General features: G+C 38.2%; 15 protein-coding genes. 1 reads left to right on the top strand and 14 read right to left on the bottom strand.

Translation table 11 applies throughout. The features are described from left to right. Positions 1-10 precede the first annotated feature (10 nt). The 13 genes from AC0YN6_RS02470 to AC0YN6_RS02410 all read right to left on the bottom strand — a co-directional run bounded on the left by AC0YN6_RS02470 (position 11) and on the right by AC0YN6_RS02410 (position 18,519). Positions 11-268 (bottom strand): DUF5107 domain-containing protein, encoded by a 258-nt coding sequence (locus AC0YN6_RS02470; protein ID WP_475744861.1) that lies wholly within the window; start codon positions 266-268, stop codon positions 11-13. 52 nt (positions 269-320) lie between these two features. Then, the gene (locus AC0YN6_RS02465; protein WP_475744859.1) at positions 321-1,163 is read right to left on the bottom strand and encodes a carbohydrate ABC transporter permease; all 843 of its coding nucleotides are present in this window, start codon (positions 1,161-1,163) and stop codon (positions 321-323) included. Positions 1,164-1,179: 16 nt separating this feature from the next. Next, positions 1,180-2,091, bottom strand: a complete 912-nt coding sequence (locus tag AC0YN6_RS02460; protein ID WP_475744857.1) for a carbohydrate ABC transporter permease — start codon at positions 2,089-2,091, stop codon at positions 1,180-1,182. Between the two features lie 153 nt (positions 2,092-2,244). Next, positions 2,245-3,636 (bottom strand): ABC transporter substrate-binding protein, encoded by a 1,392-nt coding sequence (locus AC0YN6_RS02455; protein WP_475744856.1) that lies wholly within the window; start codon positions 3,634-3,636, stop codon positions 2,245-2,247. A gap of 237 nt (positions 3,637-3,873) precedes the next feature. Beyond that, positions 3,874-9,027 carry a discoidin domain-containing protein gene (locus AC0YN6_RS02450; RefSeq protein ID WP_475744855.1) on the bottom strand — a complete coding sequence of 1,718 codons (5,154 nt, stop codon included), beginning with the start codon at positions 9,025-9,027 and terminating at the stop codon, positions 3,874-3,876. Between the two features lie 305 nt (positions 9,028-9,332). Beyond that, on the bottom strand, positions 9,333-10,943 hold the full coding sequence (locus AC0YN6_RS02445) for an extracellular solute-binding protein (protein WP_475744853.1): 1,611 nt from the start codon (positions 10,941-10,943) through the stop codon (positions 9,333-9,335). A gap of 25 nt (positions 10,944-10,968) precedes the next feature. Then, complete coding sequence (locus AC0YN6_RS02440) at positions 10,969-12,378, bottom strand: response regulator transcription factor (RefSeq protein WP_475744851.1); 1,410 nt, start codon at positions 12,376-12,378, stop codon at positions 10,969-10,971. After that, a complete protein-coding gene (locus tag AC0YN6_RS02435) occupies positions 12,371-14,008 on the bottom strand; it encodes a sensor histidine kinase (RefSeq protein ID WP_475744849.1) in 1,638 nt (545 codons plus the stop codon). The genes AC0YN6_RS02440 and AC0YN6_RS02435 overlap by 8 nt, the downstream gene beginning before the upstream one ends. 557 nt (positions 14,009-14,565) lie before the next feature. Further along, a complete protein-coding gene (locus tag AC0YN6_RS02430; RefSeq protein WP_475744848.1) occupies positions 14,566-15,663 on the bottom strand; it encodes a mandelate racemase/muconate lactonizing enzyme family protein in 1,098 nt (365 codons plus the stop codon). 106 nt (positions 15,664-15,769) lie between these two features. Next, positions 15,770-16,540 (bottom strand): SDR family NAD(P)-dependent oxidoreductase, encoded by a 771-nt coding sequence (locus AC0YN6_RS02425; protein ID WP_475744847.1) that lies wholly within the window; start codon positions 16,538-16,540, stop codon positions 15,770-15,772. A 3-nt stretch (positions 16,541-16,543) separates the two neighbouring features. Further along, a complete protein-coding gene (locus AC0YN6_RS02420; protein WP_475744846.1) occupies positions 16,544-17,221 on the bottom strand; it encodes a GntR family transcriptional regulator in 678 nt (225 codons plus the stop codon). A 287-nt stretch (positions 17,222-17,508) separates the two neighbouring features. Beyond that, a complete protein-coding gene (locus AC0YN6_RS02415; protein WP_475744844.1) occupies positions 17,509-17,796 on the bottom strand; it encodes a hypothetical protein in 288 nt (95 codons plus the stop codon). Between the two features lie 72 nt (positions 17,797-17,868). Next, the gene (locus AC0YN6_RS02410; RefSeq protein WP_475744843.1) at positions 17,869-18,519 is read right to left on the bottom strand and encodes a phosphatase PAP2 family protein; all 651 of its coding nucleotides are present in this window, start codon (positions 18,517-18,519) and stop codon (positions 17,869-17,871) included. A gap of 162 nt (positions 18,520-18,681) precedes the next feature. On the opposite strand from AC0YN6_RS02410, the gene AC0YN6_RS02405 reads away from it, so the two are divergent. Next, entirely contained in the window at positions 18,682-18,810 is a 129-nt protein-coding gene (locus tag AC0YN6_RS02405; RefSeq protein ID WP_475745537.1) for a hypothetical protein, read from the top strand. A gap of 410 nt (positions 18,811-19,220) precedes the next feature. Here the strand turns inward: AC0YN6_RS02405 and AC0YN6_RS02400 are convergent, their stop codons facing one another. Next, positions 19,221-20,174 carry a nucleoside hydrolase gene (locus AC0YN6_RS02400; protein ID WP_475744842.1) on the bottom strand — a complete coding sequence of 318 codons (954 nt, stop codon included), beginning with the start codon at positions 20,172-20,174 and terminating at the stop codon, positions 19,221-19,223. Between the last annotated feature and the right edge of the window lie 103 nt (positions 20,175-20,277).

The following is a 20,277-nucleotide window of genomic DNA, read 5'->3' as shown; positions in this document are numbered from 1 at the left end:
ATCCATTCCATTAACATGTCGAAAATGTATGACCAACCTGTCCTATATTCCACTCTACTCCGCCTGAAAACCATGCATTTAAGATAGCTAAATTAGCAGGCCGAAATAATGGGGTTTTGTAAAGTATATCTTTACCTGATTTCTTATCAATAAGTGAGTACAGTCGTCCGCCGTACTCTGGCAAGAAGACAGCTTTTAAGCATTTATTGATGGTTTTTATTTCGAAACATCGGCAAAGGGTTCTCCCCTGCCAAATGTGTACCTTCAATATTTAATATTGACGTACAAATCTTCATTGTTTGCACTACCTCTCCGTATTACTAACCTTTCACTGATCCTACCGTTATCCCTGCTACAATTTTATTAGATACAAAGATAAATAAAATGAAAGTTGGAATGAATACTATCATACAAGCAGCAAAAATACCTGCATAGTTTCCTGTATTGGTAAATCCTTGAACGATCGATTGAAGTGCAAGGGCAATGGTACGAGTGTTCGGATCGTTAGAAAAAATCAATGCATAAAAATACTCATTCCAAATTGCTAATACATTCAAAATAGTAAGTGTAATCATCCCTGGCATAGCAACCGGTATTATAATAGAGACGAATGTTTTGATAGGGCCACATCCATCCATTGCAGCTGATTCTTCAAATTCCTTAGGAATCGATGAGAAAAACCCTGAAAGCAAAAACACACCAAATGGTACATTTGTACAAATATAAATAAGAATAAGTGAAAAAATAGAACCAGTAAGCTTCAATTGAACAAAGAGTGAAAATAAAGGAATTGCAGTCAAAACACCTGGTATTGCAAGTGCAGACAAGAACATCAAATTGACGATCTGGCGTCCTCTAAATTTCACTCGGCCTACAATATATGCGGCAGGTGCTGCTATGACTAAAATACCTATACAGGATACAACTGTATAAAAAACGCTATTGAAAAAATATCGACCCATATTATGTTTCGTGAACAAATCAATATAGTTAGAAAAATTAAATCCGCTTGCAAGCAAATCATTGGTAAATATTTCTCGCGTTGTACTTAGTGACGCTAATATAGCCCATCCGAACAAAACGATGGTGAATAATAGCCAAACAATTAGCATGATATATGAAGGGATAAAACGAACCTCTTTTTTCAGAGCTTTATTAAGCATATCCTCACATCCTAATTTAATATTCTAAACTATCATTTTTGAAAAAGCGGTTAATAATTACCGAAGCAATAAGAATCGTTATCGTGATTAATATACCAACAGATGCACCTGAACCAACATTAAATGATTCTTCTACATATACAGTAGTCTGGCTTCCGAACACCTTTTGGTACATATAATAAGCAGGTGTAACTGTACTTGGACTATCAAGACCAAATGTCGCCGACCATACAAAGAAATTACAAGCCGTTATCGTCCACAAAACAATTGTTATTCTAAATACATCTTGTAACAGTGGTAATGTAATCTTGAAAAATTTCACTAAACTATTTGCCCCATCGAGCAAAGCAGCTTCATAGTAGTCATTCGGTATTCTATCTATTCCAGCACTAAGAATTAACATGAAATAACCGATCGAACCGAAACTAAAAGCTAATATCATAGACATGTATAAATGCTCACTATCTGTCCATTGAATAGCGGCTAATGAGTTCAAGCCCAATGACCGAAATATTGACGTTAAAAAACCAAAATCAGAAGAACTATAAATGTATTGCAACCATACGACTGATAAAACGACGGCTGAAACTGTATTTGGCAAAAATATTAGCGATCTCCAGAAGGCTTTCCCGCGAACTCCTGATGATAAAATTACGGCATAAATAAAGGCAAAAGCGAATATTATGACTCCGCCAATAATCCAAATACCGATCACATTCCAAATTGAACTTATAAAGTAAGGGCTACGAAATAGATTAATATAATTTTCAATTCCGAGAAAACTCCATTCGGAAAATTTACTTGAAATATTAGGAACATCATAAAAACTCATAAGAACAGCCCGCAGTGTTGGATATAGAAAAATTGCAAGATATATAATAACTGCTGGCAATAGAAACAGGGCGATTATAGATTTATTAAGCTTCATAATTTACCTCCCACAACTTTTCGTACTAACAGTGTAGCTTCTATGTTTCGAAATGCTTCTTCGAATGCATAGTCTAATCGTCTTGTTTTGAAAATAAATCTGGGTGCAACATTCGAAATCTCTGCCACACCCAGATTATTTGTTGTTAATGTTTTATTTCGTGCCGTAGAATTTTTTTGCTTCTTCTGCCATCTTAACGACATATTGATCGGCAGTAATTTTACCTGTCACCAATTCCATAAATACAGGATAGACTGTAGCGTTTGAGAAATCGCCGCCATTACCGATACCGAAGCCCCAAGGCATATTCACCTTCGCGTTATCAAATGCCACTTCAGCTTCAGCTAAAGCTGCTGGCCATGTTGTATCAATAGTAGCTGGAATTGCTAATGCTTCAGCAGCCATTCCTTCTTGTGCTTTTTTACTAACTAAATATTTCACAAGCTCAAAAGCTGCTGGAACATTATCACTTTCTTTATTAATAAGCAACCCTTGTGCACCGAATGAGAGTCCTTGATGTCCACCTTTATCATTACCATTTGGAATGATCGGGAACTGGAAGGAACCCCATTTGAAGTCTGGTCCAGAAGTGCCTAATACTTCATTTGGCAACCATGTACCATTTAAGTACATTGCAACTTTGCCTAAAGCAACATCTTGTTGACCTGCTGGATATTTATTACCTGCAATCTTACTAGAGAAATAACCTTTATCTTTCAAATTCTCGATATCTTTCGCAAATTGAACAACGATAGGGTCTTTCCACATTTCACCTGTTTCGTCCTTAACAAGTGCATCTACCCAATCACTGCCCATCGCGCTGCTTAGGTAACCACCAATAAATTGGTCACGGTATGCATCATCAAATGTAATCGGTTCAACACCAGATTGTTTAAGTAGTTCAGAAGCTGCTAGAAATTGTTCCCATGTCTGAGGAACCGCTGTTATTCCTGCTTTTTCAAACAATTCTTTATTGTAGAAGAATAATACTGCGAAAGGTTGTTGCGGAATTGCATAGTAACCTTCTTCTAAATCCACTTTTTTCGATAGGGATTTAGACCATTCCATTAAAGAAGGCTGCAAGGAATCCTTAACTGACTTTCCTTCCATTCCAACCGCTGGTTGAGTAAGTAAGTCATCTAGTTTAAGTACATGATCCTTTAGATTTGCAAGCGCAGAACCTGGATCCTGTTCGAAGATATCAATGTTCTCACCGCTCTCTAGAGCAGGTTTAATTAGCTTATTAATATCACGGCCAGTAAATTTCAAATCAACTTCAACCTTGGGATTAGCAGCCTTGAAATCTGCAACTGCTGTTTCAATAACTTTCGCTTGAGGCTCTGTTTCACTCCACATGGACCAAAAAACGACTTTCCCAGAAAGTTCACTTCCTGAATCCCCTTCATTTGTAGTAGCTTCTGGTGCAGGTGTGGCAGTTGCATTTGGTGCCCCGTTATTGTTAGATGTACCACATCCCGCCATTAATGTAAGCGCAACCAACATTGGTAATAATAACTTTCCAATTTTGTTTTTTGTTTTCTTCATGGATATATTCCCCCTGTAACTTAGTAATCAAGTAATCAAACAAATCATATCTTTCTTTTTGTTCGATCATCGCTTGACTCTGAACTAAGTATAATAAATGTATTACACAGCGGGTATGCAATACATTTATACAAAACATGGACTATTTTTAGCTATTTCAGTTTTATTTGGTGTAAGCTCGTTCTAAAATAAACAAAAAAATAAGGGGATGGCTTTGTGCCCTCCCCCAATTCGCAATTAACCTAGTATCAATCTAGCAATAGCTGCAAGATCAACAATGTCTATTTTACCGTCAATGTTCATATCCGCTTGTTTATATATATCCCAGTCCGGATCAGCAGATGTTTTGCCATAACTAGCTGCGATGAGACCGAGATCACCAATGCTGAATTTACCGTCACCATTCAGGTCACCAGCAGCCGGTACATTTATTGAAGCAGTAAATGCTTGCAACGCTGCTTGTAATTGATCGATCGCTTGATCCACTTGCTCCTGGGTAGTACTACTTTGATCCGCTACTGCCTTTGCGCTATCAATTGCCGCTTGCAAGATCGCTTTCGAACCCGCAGGATACTTGCCGATTTCAGCTCCTTCTACTGCTGCATCATGCAATGCTTGCGCGTGGGTAATTAGCGCTTGTAACGCAGCTTTATCCACGACAATAATTTGAATCATGTACGCTTTACCATTGTTCACAGTCGTATCAATTCCGTTTGCACCGGCAACCGCTACGTCGGTTAAGAAGATGGAGCTCGTTACGTTTTGGCCCGCCTCTTTGGCCTTGAAGTGCACCTTCAACAAATTAGTCGTATCCGTTATCGCACTTCCTGCTCCGGCACTTGCCATTAGGACTCGGACTTGACCTAGTCCCTCTTTTTGTCCGAAGACCGAAAATCCACTTTTCAGAGCATCCACAGACAGGAATTCTACTTGGGTCGGGTCATAATGGATAGTCTGATCCAACGCATACACACTTTCCGTTACATTACTCAATGCGTAGGTCACATCAAAGGATTGGCCCGCAATGACGCTAGCTGCCCCCGTAGCCGTTATGGTATAGTTGTCCGATGGTTGTTCCTCTTTTTCTTTTAATTGCTCTCTCGCATAGAATAATGTTCGGCTAGCAAGTCTCACATCGTCATATGTTGCGTTCGGATTATCAAGCACAATCTTTGCTGCATGGATTGCTGCTACAAACGCTTCCCAAGATTCATCTGTATAATTATCATTTTCCTTTGCAAGACTATCATCATATAGCTTTTGTAGCTCAGATTTATCCTCACCTATATCTTCTTTCGGTGCATACACCTCAACTTCAGCAATTTCTAACTGCTCATTATTACGTCCTGCAATCTTTCTTTGCTGAATTTTTACAAATTGTCCCTTTACAGTTATTTCTTCTTCACCTTTAACCTTAATCGATACGCTTGGCTTGGGTTGAGTTTCTTGATAGTAACTCCACACTACATTTCCGTCCTTATCCAATATGCTAACATCAGAATAGGCAAGTCTGGTCCAATTTCCGTCTCTACCGAATAACCTGATTTCACCAATATCATATTCATTGCCTAGATCAACTTGCCACCAAGGGTTATCTTCAGTCCCATTAGTTGCCGCAATAGATTGAACATTCCAGTTCCCACTCGTATTCCCGTCTACTGCCCGAGACGCAACTGCAGGACTTAATGAAGCCGTGTATACGCTGCTTTGCGTTGCAGTTTTATTTAACGCCAAATTCAACTGGGGTACTTCATTCTTAACAATACTGTCAACCCCAAATAGTTGGAACTCACTGATCTTTGGTGTTCCAGTCGAAGAAGTAATGAATAATCTCACTTTATCTGTCGTCTCTGTTGGGAAATTAACTTCCAAAGTTTCTCCAATTGTTGTTCCCGTATAGGCATCACTCCACCCAGAACCGTCAAACACTTGTAATTTGAAACCTGTTACTTGATCACCAATCTCATGAATCACTGCACGATTAACAGGTGACTTTCTTGAAAACGACATTTCTAACCATGTATTCGCAGTCTCTGATGGTCTCCAGTACGTTTCCATTGATCCATCTTTAGCTCTTAAATCTCTAGCATCAAGTCTGTAGGTAACATCAACACCTTTATCGTCTTTGGCTACAATATTTTCCCAATTCCCTGAACTCGACGATGCTTTAGCTGTCATCGATAGATTCGCATCTGCAAATAGCTTGAATTCAGCGATTTGTGGATTATTATCTGTACCGGTTATCAATAATCTAATTTTCTCCGTACGGATATTTGGGAATATAGTTCGCATATCATTGCCTATCGTTGTTCCTGCCTTGATATCAATCCAGTTGTCCCCGTCCTTATATTGAAGCTTATAGGCACTAATTTTTTTACCTTGTTCCATGATTTCTATCCGATTCACTTCGGATTCACGACCTAAATCGATTTCTAATGAAGAACCGTCCCCACCATTTGCCGTCCAAACTGAATCCTTATTGTTATCTATTGCGTTGCTTGCAATATCCGTGCCTGATTGACTGCTCGCTGTTGCGATTTTTCCGATTGCATTGTTCACAGAACCTACAGCAATCTCCTGGTCTGCTGCTGGTACAATAATGTATGGAATCGTTGCTGGTGTATACAGATTAACCTTGCTATCTACGACATCAATTCGATCAATATAGGCTTTACCCGATTCAGTAAGCTCATATCGATCAACCTTCGTTACGCCTGCCCATGATGCTGGTAGCACCCAATCACGATTTATGCCATTTTTGCTATATACATAAATCTTTTTCTCACCTGCTAGATCAGGTATAAATCTGTCCGTGCCGTCTGCTATCGTTACATTTCCTTCCGTAACCATGAATTTGTTACCATTTTTCTTATCCAACTTTGCGATGAGGTTATCGCCCCATCTTACTGCTGTCATATCGGAGTTATCGATGTACTCCATTGCAGGTTTTTGTCTCATATAAGCGGATAGATATGCGTAAATATAGTTATCTTCTATCATTGCATTGGCAAAAGTATTATCTTTTGCATTCAAATTACCCGATCTGTAGTCACCCGTTATATGTCCGCCAAATAAATCGGCTACTTTAGGAGCGGAGAATTGGAAAGTCAATAGACCTGCTGTAACAAAGTCATCGATTCTAGAATTATTATTACTTCGATATTTAACCATTGATAAACCATTTCTTATGTTCGTAGGTTGGTATCCCTCTGTTGCTATATTCGTTCCATTCTCGCCAAAAGTTTCCACGATTTTGCTTTTCGCAAAAGATTCATGTACTCCGTAAACACCATTATATGGACTAATATTATCCCACATCTGATCATTATAGATGACCGTAGGCGCCCAGAAATCTTCTTGAACAAAATTATTTATACGATCTTCTGTATGACCAGCCATAAAATCCATAAAGTATGATTTTTGGCGGAAACCACTTTGACCAAAAACACCGCCGACAGACTGTAATGATCCATTCGACTTTCTCGCAATCACATTCTCATCATATGAATCAGCTTCAGGAACAGTAATCTCATGATTGACATGGAAAGATAAATCCCCGCCATACTTTAACATTTCATTGCGTGCACTCAGCATAGCTTCCATGCCGCCAGCGCCTGGGTTAGCTGGTTGTTTCCAATCTCCCCAACGCCAGTCATGTCCATGCTGCTGCCATCCTGCTACCTCAAATGATTGCGGTGATCCTTCTGTTTGATAGAATACTTGCCTCATTTGCGGTGCGAATATAGAATAATGCGTGGAAACGGTCGCAGTTGTTCGATTATCAGGAAATGTACCATGTGTCTGCTGCCACGCTCCCCCTGATGCATAGAAATCTTCAAGATTTTTAGGTCGCTTAGGCAATTGGTCTCTTACCCACAATGCACCGTCTTGCCAGTCCACTGTATTATTTCCGTTAGTGTCGGCACCAATGTATATTCTACTTTCAAACATGCGATCAGTAGATATACTAGCTTCGGGCAACAAACCAGCTGTACTGTTAGCTTTATAGCTTAAACGATAGTTATAATCTCTTTCATAAAGCGCTGCTTGCTTGACCCCGTTAATCGTTGTCACCTTCGCTTGCAACGGAATATCGATTAGATTATTGTAGACAGATCCTACAATTTTCGGTGTAGATAGAAATGCCCACGATGTATACTCAATGTAATCAGATTGCGATGCAACTGTTCCTATGACGTCATCCAATACATCGCCGACATAGTTATTAAAACGATCGGGGCCTGCTTCTTTTTCAAATGCAATATTCGCATTTTCCTGTGTGCTTTTTGCTCTTAACACAGGTGTATCTAGGAGAATAGAAAGCACTTTTGGTTCTCCTAATCCTGAGATTTCAGTAATCGACTTTACCAACTCATTGCCTTCTAACGCAAAGTGATACTGTACAGTAAGTCCACCATTAAAGTCTGGTATAGACAATGTATAGTCAACACTTCCATCCCCATTATCCAAAAAGTTAACTTCCCCCACATTGTAGATTTCCCCATTTATATTCATCTTGTGTTCCGCATTGGGGTATCCGCCGTATAGTAAACCTGCTGTTTCCTTTAATTCGTAGGAAAGAGCTTGTGGGAAAGTCTTGTCAACAGTAACCTTCAATTTATTGTTTTCCAAAACATGACTATCTGCAGATACTTCATCACTACCTTCAAATCCAGCATCTATTTTCAACTCATAGACCTGTAGATTATCTACGTACGTTTCCGCTTCAGACCAAGCCATAAAACCAACTAATCCTGCTTTCGCAGCAATGCTGCTAGGTGAATTTCCATCATATTGAAGTTTATTATCGATATATACTCTTAGGTTGCTCTCATTATATTCTATTCGCCACTTCTGCCATTTTCCAGGAGTGATCAAATTGGAAGACGGCATAATATCGCCACCTGGCTTATATCTAACTCTCATCGAGTTGCCATCTTGCCGTGCCACCCAGGCGTATTCGCTAGATATTTTAGTTTCTTCATTATAGTTTGCACCAAATACAAATCCGCCTTTTCCGCTAAGCCCGCCAACTCCATTGGATACCTCTACAATTTTCATATCGAACTCAGCAATCGCATGATTTGGAATAGTCGTGGAATTAGTATCCACTATGAATAGGTCTCCACTATTCCCAATATCAGTTTTAATTTTCAGTACATCTCTTTCATCGATTTGAGTCGCTTCAAATCTACCTTTATTTCCCGAACTTTGGTTAATCTGAACTAACCCATCGAGATTATCAAGATTATTGCTGTATATCAAGTCACCCTTGCTATAGATTTTTCCTTCTGCTGCTTTTGCAGTAATTGGTACTCCGGTTAACACAATCATCGCTGACAGAGCTACACATAGACCACGTTTCCAAATACGTATTCCATATTTGTTCATACTTATGTCCCCCTCCTTAGATAAATACTTATTTTCCAATACCCGATATTTCCACTCACTATGTTCCTTAATGCGCTCCTCTCACAAAATAGTGAACACGCTTTCAAAATGTTCCGTAATTCATGCTGAATAAAGCGGTTAATAGTCAGTATAAATACTGTTTCACTAAAAAAGTATGTACAGAATTCATATCAAATATGGACAATTTCTAGTATGTACTGCGGCATAGTTCCCTCGGTCAAAGATCACGAATACCCCCGCAGTAGGCTGCGAGGGTATTCGTTTTACAATTAAGTTCTATGCCATTACAAGTTCTCCATCGATTCATTTACTTCATTTATGGCATCCTGTAATCCCATACGATTTAACTTATCCATAACACGATCCCACATTCGAATAGGATCATCTTCACCAATCATTACTTTTATTAATTCATCATGAAATAAACGCGTATCGAACTTATCTTTATTGGGAGTAGACATTGTGAATATGTCCCAAGCACTAGGGATAGGCTTCGCATAGTCGAGTTGCCAATCCAATTCATCAATCATCAGTTTAAACATATCCTCTCTAAAGTTTATCTGATTAGCTTCATTTTCCTCATAAGCGCGCTCCTGCCCCCAAGCTGCAAGCTGCATGAACACCTCTCTAGATGGATATTGATCTGCAAGACTGTCGAAACCCGTTGCATCCTTAGCCAGTGGACGAGTAATGATAATCTTATCGTTTTCCATTTTATAATCTTTTCCTTCAATGCCATAGTCAAATAATACTCTACCTTCTGGAGACAGCAGATAGTCATATAGCTCTAATATCCGTTCCATTTTCTTGTCATCTACATGCGCGCTAAACATACTTTCTGACCAAAATGTCGTTGTTGTAAAACGGTAGATATTACCATCCTTTGCAGGCCAGAGATGCAGCGGCTTTATAACATCATAAAAATCTTCACTAGGATTTATATTATTCCACACCTGCCCGCGAATTCCCATCGCAAAAGCACCGGCCTTACCCTGTACAAATTTTTGCAATGAATCGCCATCTTTTTGGACGGCAAATTCTTTATCCAATCCTCCTTCAGCAAATAATTTGCGCGCCTGAGTCACTACTTCATACATTTTCTTCGATGCGAAAGGCGGGATCCATCTGCCATCTTCCATGACCCACGAATTGTTTCCAATCTGAGGGAATGTCGGTACAAATACTTGCATGAAGAAGTGCATATTATTCATTACTAGGCCAATAGTATCGTCTTTTTGATTACCGTCGGGGTCGTCTTCCGCAAATGCTTTAATCATTGCTGCAAATTCTTCGAAGTTTTTCGGATCTTCAATCCCAAGTTTCTCCATCCAGTCTTTGCGCACCCATATCCCTCGATCTAATGCCCACATATCATTATCCCAATAAGTCAGTCGTGGTAAGGCGTATAATTTTCCATTTTTGTATACACTTTGAACATCTTTCACTTCGGTCACTTTTTGCACATGTTTGTATTTACTCAGATCATCTGGCAATGGTCGTATTAATTGCTCATTAATCCAATTTGTAAAAACAACTGGATAGTCATTGACCAACGAATGTGTAATAATATCTGGAAGTTGATCAGAAACAGCCCACACAGCAGACTTTTGTATATAATCATTCCAACTGATTTGCATAGGCTTAAACGTAATATTAAAATCTTGTTCCAGTTTCTTTAGCATGTCATCCTGTTTGGCAAATGCGTCGCTAATGCCCCACCAAGAAATAGATATTTCAAAATGTTCTTTTCTAGCATCTTCCACAGCACTATTATTTGATATCGTTGGTAAAACAACAGTATTACGATTTTCTTCCGCATTCAAACAACCTGTTAGAATGGACATGAGCAACATAAAAGTTATTATAATCGCAACCGAATTTTTCGGAATATACATGCATTGCCTCCCCTAGCAAAGCTAGTTAATGATTTCTATATTGAGTCGGCGTCTTTCCTATCATTTTTTTGAACACTCGAGTGAAATAGAAATAATCATGATAGCCAGTTTTATCTGCAATATCGTTGATGGAGCTGCTGCCCTTTTCTAACAATTCACAAGCATAATTTATGCGCAGCTTGGCTAAATATTCGGTAAAGGTCATCCCTACTCCTTTTCTAAATAATTGACTAATATAGCTCGGGTTCAAATAATACTTTTCTCCTAAACTTTGTAGAGTAATTTCCTCGTAAAAGTTCTGATTCACAAACTGAAGAATGGCATTCAAACTTTCATTTTTAGTATCTTTATTCATTACATTTGAGCTTTGAAGCTGCCGCACCGTAAGCGCTTTTAATTCATCTACCATCATAAACACATTATCGTAATATTGGGTCAATTGTTCATAGTTATATAACATATACTCCGTTTGTCCTAACTTAAATAGAAATGAAGTTGTTAAATTATAAACTTGAAGAGCATGCTGAATCGATAGCTTCCCTTCTTTAAATAAGGAAGCAATTTGACCGAAAATCCGATTCACTGCTGCATGATCTTTATCATGAATAGCATCATCTAACCGCTGAAGCTGTTCATTTAATGGTTGTTGATTATATGATTGTTCTACAGATAAACCATTTTTATTTGTAATGAAATATTGATAAGCAAGTAAATCAGCACCATCAATGCACTGTTTAATTTCCTCACTATTTTTGGTGGGAGTACTAACACCGACCCCCTTTATATTGCTGGGTAGCAGTTCTTTGTATGTATTCATCAGATTATGTGCATCTCGCTTACTTAGAATATAAGCAGTTTTATTTGTCCCCGTTTTCAATTTAATGACACGTTCTGTTACAGCAGGAAGTTCACCTGCTCCAATAGAAACTATACTTACAATTTCATCTGTGCATAGCTCTAACAACCCACATTTGCGTAATTCATTATGCAATTTGATCTGATTTTCTGCGTTATTATCATCCAGCAAATGAATTAGACTCAATGGATTAGAGTTCTCTGTAAGCCCTAATGTATTCTTCACCTTCATCATTGCTTCTATAAGTTCATTCTCATCAAATGGCTTTAAGCAATAAGCAACAGCACCTAACAGTATTGCCTCCTGTGCATAGGTAAACTCCGAATAACCGCTTACGACCACAAATTGTACATTGTATGGTAATTCTTTCCCTTTCCGAATGAGTTCCAATCCGCCCATTTCTGGCATGCGAACATCTGTAAATACAATTTCAGGTTTATATTTCTCTATAGCTTCCAGAGCTTCCAAACCATTATAAGCCTGCCCTACCACTTCAAACCCATAAGAATTCCAATCTATAATATCTTTCATACTTTCCACAATCCAACTTTCATCATCGACAATGAGTACTTTATACATCCTTTCCACTCCCACTCGAATCGATCGTTAATTGAATTTTAGTGCCGAGCTCCAGAGCACTCTGGATTTCCATACCACAATCTTCTCCATACATTAATTTAATGCGGTTGTTTACATTAGCTATGCCGATACTTTTCCTTGCCCCTGTATCAGATATTACGAGCGGTGATAAAGAAAGAGAGGATTGAATTTCTTGTAGCTGGTTTGGATCAATGCCAACACCATCATCCTCTACCGTAATGATTAGCTTCCCTTGTTCATTAACAAAACCAGCTATATTTAATTGCCCTAGTTTCAACTTTGGTTCAAACCCGTGATAAATGGCATTCTCAACTAACGGTTGGAGAAACATTTTCGGAACGACATATAATAGAGCCTCTTCTGTAAAATCATAGTTAACAAAAAAACGATTATCAAAACGGATTTGCTGGATATTAACAAACGATTCAATCATTTTTATCTCATTTTTGAGAGGTACTTCATTTGAACCTTTAATACTATAACGAAACATATTAGATAACGCACGAGTCATCGTTTTTATTTTAGTTTGACCCTCTACAACGGCAATTCCTGATATGACTTCTAATGTATTATATAAAAAGTGAGGATTAATTTGGCTTCTAAGAAATGCAAGCTCAGCCTTTTCCTTTTCCAATTCAATTCCATATAATCTCGAATTTGTATCTATTAAATTTTGTGTTAATCGTTCAATTTCATCTAGCATACTGTTAAACTGAGTTGCCATTAGGCTAATTTCTGTATAACCTTCAAGTGAGATTCTTTGCTTTAATTTATATATATCTCCTCGTTTTAATAATGCCATAAACCGTATTAGTTTTTTTACGGGAAATAAAATGTTATTTACAATAATCATAAAAGGAATAGCTAATATTAATAGTCCAGATATAAGTATAATAATTTCAAGTTTACGAATCTCAGTTAATTCACTAAGCAACTTATCGTTAGGAGTCATACTCAAGATACTGCCTTCTATAGCTGGCAATTGTTCTACTTGAACATCATACCGTTTATTTTCCCAAGTAATCGTTGAATTTTTTGAAAGTTCGAACTCATTAATTATGTTAGGCATAGGAACTCCTATCTCCACTTCAGAGTTACTAGCAATCACTTTATGATCTTTTTCAAGTAGATAGACTTGTGCGTTTGTCTGATTGGAAGAATATCTCCGCTCTCCTGCAAGCGCTTTCGTATCAAGAATGAAATAAAGTGTCCCAATATCTTGATTAAACAATTCGCCTTGTTCTAGAAAGTGAATTTTAGTAGCATATATCATATTTTTCTCAGAAGCATACTCATTGCCAAAATCTTGCATACCCACATAATATGCATTTGCTTTGGCTGGTATCGTATCATCTCGCAAAGAGATGTACTTGCTGGCGCCATGAATATCAAACCATGAACCGTCGTTCCCCTTAATTGCTATATCAACAATTCCAATCAATAGATCTTTTTCGTTAGCTAAAAAAGCATCCACTCTTTTATATAATTCGTATTTACTAGTATATGTAGAATCAATCAGATAGTTTTGGACATCTTCATTGAAAGAAATATTTTGCATCAATCTATAAATGTTTTCTTTATTTATTTCAACTGTTTGTTTAATCTCCATAACCGTTTGCTTCACATATTCATCATGATTGCGAGAAACCATTCCAGCCATCATCGAATAAGTAAAAAATATAATAAATAACACGACCGCAATAGTACATCCAGCAAGAAACAACAGCTGTGAGCGTATAGATAATTTTCTGATATTGTAGCACCTCTGATCATAATAATTACCATCAACATGTGATAAGAAAGGATAACAAACTCGAATACTGAATTCGAGTTTGTTATCCTTCGATTATATCATAAAAAAAATCTTCTTTGATTAGTCGCTAAGTCGTTGCCGTGCTATCTACGCTCGATTCTATGTCCGCCAATTCGATTAAAATAACGTTATATAGATAGTATAGTTAAACCCATCCCGCAAAAGTATGTAAAAATTTTATACTAAACATGGACAATTTATAGTCGCTTGCAATGTTTTCAATAAAGATAACCCCGCAGCGAGCTACGGGGTTGTTTGTAATATCGATAACGAAGTTCTTACATTGCACATTCAATCATTTGCATTACATATCGACAACCTTAGGGTCAATTACTTACTACCACCACTTAGTCTTATCTCACGCGATACTCTTCAAAATACTTAGGTATAATCTCCGTCGAAGCACCTGGCATTTGAGGCAATATATAATGACCATTAACTATAGTAGCTGGTTCAACAAAAATATGACGAATCCATGGAATGTACTCTAGCATGATTGCACCTTGTGTTGATGCGACCAAATGCTGATGAATTTGCCCCATATCACCGACATGCGGACAAATCGGAATGTCATATGAAGCAGCCAATCCTGCTACTTGTAGCCATTCAGTGATCCCACCAACGCGCGTGACATCCACTTGGCAATATTCTATTGCCCCTTGATGGATATAGTCGCGGAAAGCGTATTTCGTATACACATGTTCACCTAACGCAATAGGTACATTCAATGCATCAGCCAGCTTCTTATGTCCCATAATATCATCTGGGTTTAACGGTTCCTCTAACCAGAACAAATCAAACTCTTCCAATTTCTTACCCCATGTCATAGCTGTATTAATATTCCATTGTTGGTTTACATCGATCATGAAGATCGTTTGATCTCCTATCGCCTTACGAACAGCTTTACACCGATCATAATCTTCATTTGGATCTGATTTTCCCACTTTAATTTTAACTCCTGTAAAGCCTTGCTCAACAATTTCAGTAACATCTTTGATCAAACGTTCTTTCGACCAGTTCAACCAACCGCCGTTAGTATTGTAAGCCTTGATTTGTTTTGATTTATGTCCCCCAAGATACTGCCACAACGGTTTATTAGAAGCTTTAGACATAATATCCCATAATGCAATATCTACTGCGGCCAATGCCATATGCGTAACACCCGCACGGCCAATCCAATGCATTTTACCGAAACGCAACTCATCCCAAATCTCTTTCACCATAAACGGATCTTTGCCAATTAATAAAGGTGCATAATAGCGATCAATCGTGTCGACGATCATATCGTCGCCATGCGAACAGGTTCCTGTATATCCATAACCGACAAATCCCTCATCCGTAAAAATTCGTAAACCCGCAAGTCCCCAATGCGTAGCAACATTAATCGCATCCGTAATCGGCGGTGTAATCGGTACATGTAATACAAAACTCTCTACTTTAGTAATTTTCATTAGTTCCATCTCCCTAGTTAAAATATTTAATATATCATACACGATTATTTTGAAGTGGAGGTAATAATGTCATAAGCATTGATGACATCGCTTCCACTTTGAAACATTAATAACCTAGTGCTGCTCCTCCATCAACAGGAAGTGCTACACCCGTAACAAAACCCGATAGATCACTAGCTAAATACAATGCAGCTCTTGCAATCTCTTCCGTTGAAGCACATCTTCCCAAAGGATGCATATCGATCAAATCTTGTACTGTCGTTGCTGGATTTGGCTGTTGTCCGATCCATTCCTCTAATAATGGAGTCATTACCCCGGCTGGACAAATGCAGTTGACTCGGACGCCGTCGATTGCATAATCCAATGCCAATGCTTTAGTCATCGCAATAATAGCGCCTTTTGATGCAGAGTACACTGGATTTTGCTTCTGACCTAACAATCCGCTTAACGAAGCCATATTTACAATGGTGCCACGATTTTCTTTAATTGAAGGAATACAAAATTTAATCATTAGGTATACACTTTTCAAGTTGATATCTAAAGTACGCATCCATTCTGATTCAGTGATATCTTCTAAGTATTTGGGCAATACGACAGCAGCATTATTGAAAAGAATATCAATCTTGCCAAACTTAATTAAAGTCTGTTCCACTAATTGTTTCACTTCTATCTCTGAAGAAACATCTGTTTTCACTGCATAGGCAATATGATCTTCGGAATGAACGGAATGGATTTCATTCACGACTCGGCTGGATTCAGCCTCATTCCAGTCTGCAATGATTACTTTAGCACCCTCACTAGCAAATAATTTGGCGGTCGCTTCTCCAATCCCCGATCCACCACCTGTAACAATTGCAACTTTTCCCTGCAGCTGCATTGATTACCCTCCTGTATTAATAAAGTGTGAAATGGTCCTTTCTTGTGAATTTCGAATATGAGTAGCCATCGCAATAGAAGCTCCTTGGGCATCTCTCTCTATTAATCGAAATAATACTTCACTATGCTCTTTCCACTCCAAAGCTGTGTCATCTACATCCAGATTAATTCGGATATAAGATAAATATCTTTGAATCTGTTCGATATAGCCTTTGATAAGATTATGCAAACTTTTATTATCGCAATAATCTAGTATCGTTCCATGGATGGAAATATTCATTTCACTAATTAGTTCAAGGCTGCTATTCGAACTCTTTAGTTGGTTATCGCGCAAAGCAATCATATGTTCATTAAGCTGCTTGAGTTTTTGCTCCGGTATTGCCATAGTCGCCTTTTCCACTGCAAGCGGCTCAAGGTTAAGCCTTATTTCGTAAATTTCTTTCAATTCTTGAAGGCTAAGTAAATTAACGAACATCCCTTTAAAAGGAACAATATGTAAGTAACCTTCAGATTGCAGCCTAGATAGTGCTTCACGAATTGGAATATTACTTACTTCCAAGTTCCGCGCCAATTGATCGATATTGATCTTTTCCCCAGCTGGTAATTTGTGTGATAGGATATCCTCCTTGACGATTCGATAGATTTCTTCTGTTAAATTTGTCCGATTTAATTTAGTTCTCATAACCTTGTCTCCAATTGCTAACATAGAATCATATTGCATGTGTGATATAAAATCTGCATTCATATTTCACAACAGATAAAGCATATATCGTGTATGATTTAATAATCCCAATTTTCTATTGGCATGTCAATACCTAATTTTTATTAATAACATATTGATTCAAAATGACTCATGATACTCTTTATAGTTAATAAGCCGAATACTTGACAAATAGCTTATCGGCATTCGGATCATATTCTTTGATTCTGAAGTTGGTTCATCTCAAATAAATTTAATAATTACTCTTTTTACAATGAATCAATTAACCCTTTGTATGCTCTAATGAACAACTCAGGATCTGTAGATACCGTATACGAGAAAACCCCTTGCAGAGTATGCAAATAAAAAATCCCACCAGCTCCACCTATCGGTTTATAGGATAGATCAAGTACTTCTCCTATGGGGAATTCACGGTATTTCGTAACAATTCGCTCCTTATACAAATACATACTACGTTCATCTACAACGGTTTTTTGTTCTAGACTTGTCATTTCACGCTTCACTTTATAATAATGCTGAACAGCTACCCAATTCATAATATCTCCTCATACCGCGTAATTGACGTCCACTATATCTGATAACTGCTGTTCATGTCAAAAACAGTCAATCTATCGTTTCGGCTTACGACTTCGTCTCTCTAGCATATGCTGATACAAACCAATCGACGCTGCTAACCAAGTGGTGCTAGCCAAATATCCGCCAACGATATCGCTTGGATAATGAACCCCAAGATAGATTCGACTAATCCCAATAGAAAGAATCATGATGGCACCAAAAGCAATCAGAACAATACGCAAGTAAACGCTTGGTATATGCTTCCATAATAAAAATGTCATTATTCCATAAAAAGTGAAAGCCGCCATGGAGTGCCCACTCGGAAAGCTATACCCATGTACTTCAACGATTTGATTTATTGTTGGCCGGATTCTCTGAAAGATCTGCTTCAATACTGTATTCAAAATAGTTGATCCAAGCAAAATACCAATGTACAACAATAATTCCCTTCGATATTGTAATTTAGCTAATACAACTAACATCATGACACCAAGAATTGAGACGACAAGTGCTGATCCAATCCATGAAAAAAACTTCATAATGGCCGTAAGAGCGGCCGATTCCATTCCTTGAATGTAACTAATAATGTTCCGATCAAAACTAGAAATATTCTGATCCCCAATCCAAATAGAAATCCATATAAACCCAATCGCAGCCAATAAACTTATCACAAATGCACGTGTAAAAATAAAAGTAAAATTCAATGCGTTACACACTCCATATTCCGAATAAATGAACACTTTTAGAAAAAATTACATCTACGATATTATGGTTGAATCCACAGACGTTTATTCTGATCTTCATCCTTCATACAGGTATGAAATGGACCTATCCTGCTCACCCTAAGCTTGCTGGAGGTGATGATATTGACAGGTAGAAACAGTAAGCCCGATAACGATGGTCCTGCTGCAAGCCCTTCTCGACTCGACCAATTTGGTGACAAACGCAGCCGAAACGATGAAGCTATTCCGAAGAAAAAGGACAAAAGCTGCTAATCTCCAGCTAAGGCAGTCCCATTTATGCGGGCTGCCTTGTCTATTTTATACGGTTCAATTGTTCAATTGTCTCTTTTTTCTTCAATGAAACGACAAGGAATTACTCGCCACCCCAATAAACGAACACACGTTCTCATCATTGAAAACAGGCATAATATGACTAAAAACCTTGTTTTTTTGACCAATTCGTACAAATGATAAGGAAAAAGCTGCTGCTCACACCTATTATCTAGAAAATATTATTCGAATATACAAATAACATATCATTTCTCTTATTTTGTGACCAGAACAAGTGTTCTATACCCGTGAATCCGAGCATTTTTATACATCATTCACCCCAATAAGTTCAATCTCATAAAAAAGACCACTACAGCAGTTACATCTGCTGAAGCGGTCTTCAAACTTTACTCCTATTTAAACACCGATAATAGTTGTGATATGGCTAGATCCTGTTCTACTTCTAAGCAGAAATCAACGGGACGGCCTACGATCGAGCGTACTCTTCGATCAGTAATAATCATCCCAGCTGTTAAGCCATCCCCACAGTCAATTATCGCATTCATTGTTTCTATTTTGACGAGTGACGGATTTACAGCCACAAGTACAGCTAACGGATCATGCATCGGGCATTCACCATCAAAGTCATTGGAGAACTTGTAGAACTCAAAGTAACGCTCTAAAGCGACATCCAAGAACTGTAAGATGTTTCGCTTGTCATCTGCAATTTCACTGGATAATTGCTTCATATGCTCTCTCGTGAGTCTAGTCTGCTGCGTCACATCTAAGCCTACAATTGTAATCGGAAGTACCGATTCAAATACAAGAGCTGCCGCTTCTGGATCTCCATACAGATTAGCTTCGCTTACCGGAGTAATGTTGCCAGGTACGAATACGTTTCCGCCCATAATAACGACCTTCTTGAACTTCGTTACAATAGAAGGATCAAGTTGCAACGCATGAGCCAAATTCGTAAGTCTTCCAACAGTGACAAGAATAAGCTCGCCAGGACTCTCATTTACCTTCTTAACGATGAACTCTGCAGCGGTTTCATCTACAGGCCTCTGTGGAGACGGTGGCAGAGTCGCATCCCCTATTCCATTATGTCCATGTACATGAGGAACGGAGCCCGGGAACACGCGTTTAAGCGGGCCTGCGGCACCAACGGCTACAGGAACCTCATATCCGCAATTTGCAACTTGAATGACACGCAATGTGTTTTCTGTTGCTTGTTCGACATCGATATTCCCAAATCCAGTTGTGATGCCCTCTACTCTAATCTCAGGACTAAGTAAAGCATATAAAATAGCTAAAGCATCATCTATGCCTGTATCTACATCTAGCAGCATCCTGTTAATCTTCGACATATTATGATACCTCCTTTTTTTCTAACGTCCATTGTAAACGAATAAATCCGAAAAAACCATTAAAACGAGTAAGAAAATGCATCCATTCGAAATAAAAAAACAA

Source organism: Paenibacillus sp. J22P15, from assembly GCF_056269345.1.
The sequence above is the reverse complement of the archived record's forward strand: the minus strand, read 5'-3'. Positions and strand labels throughout refer to the sequence as shown.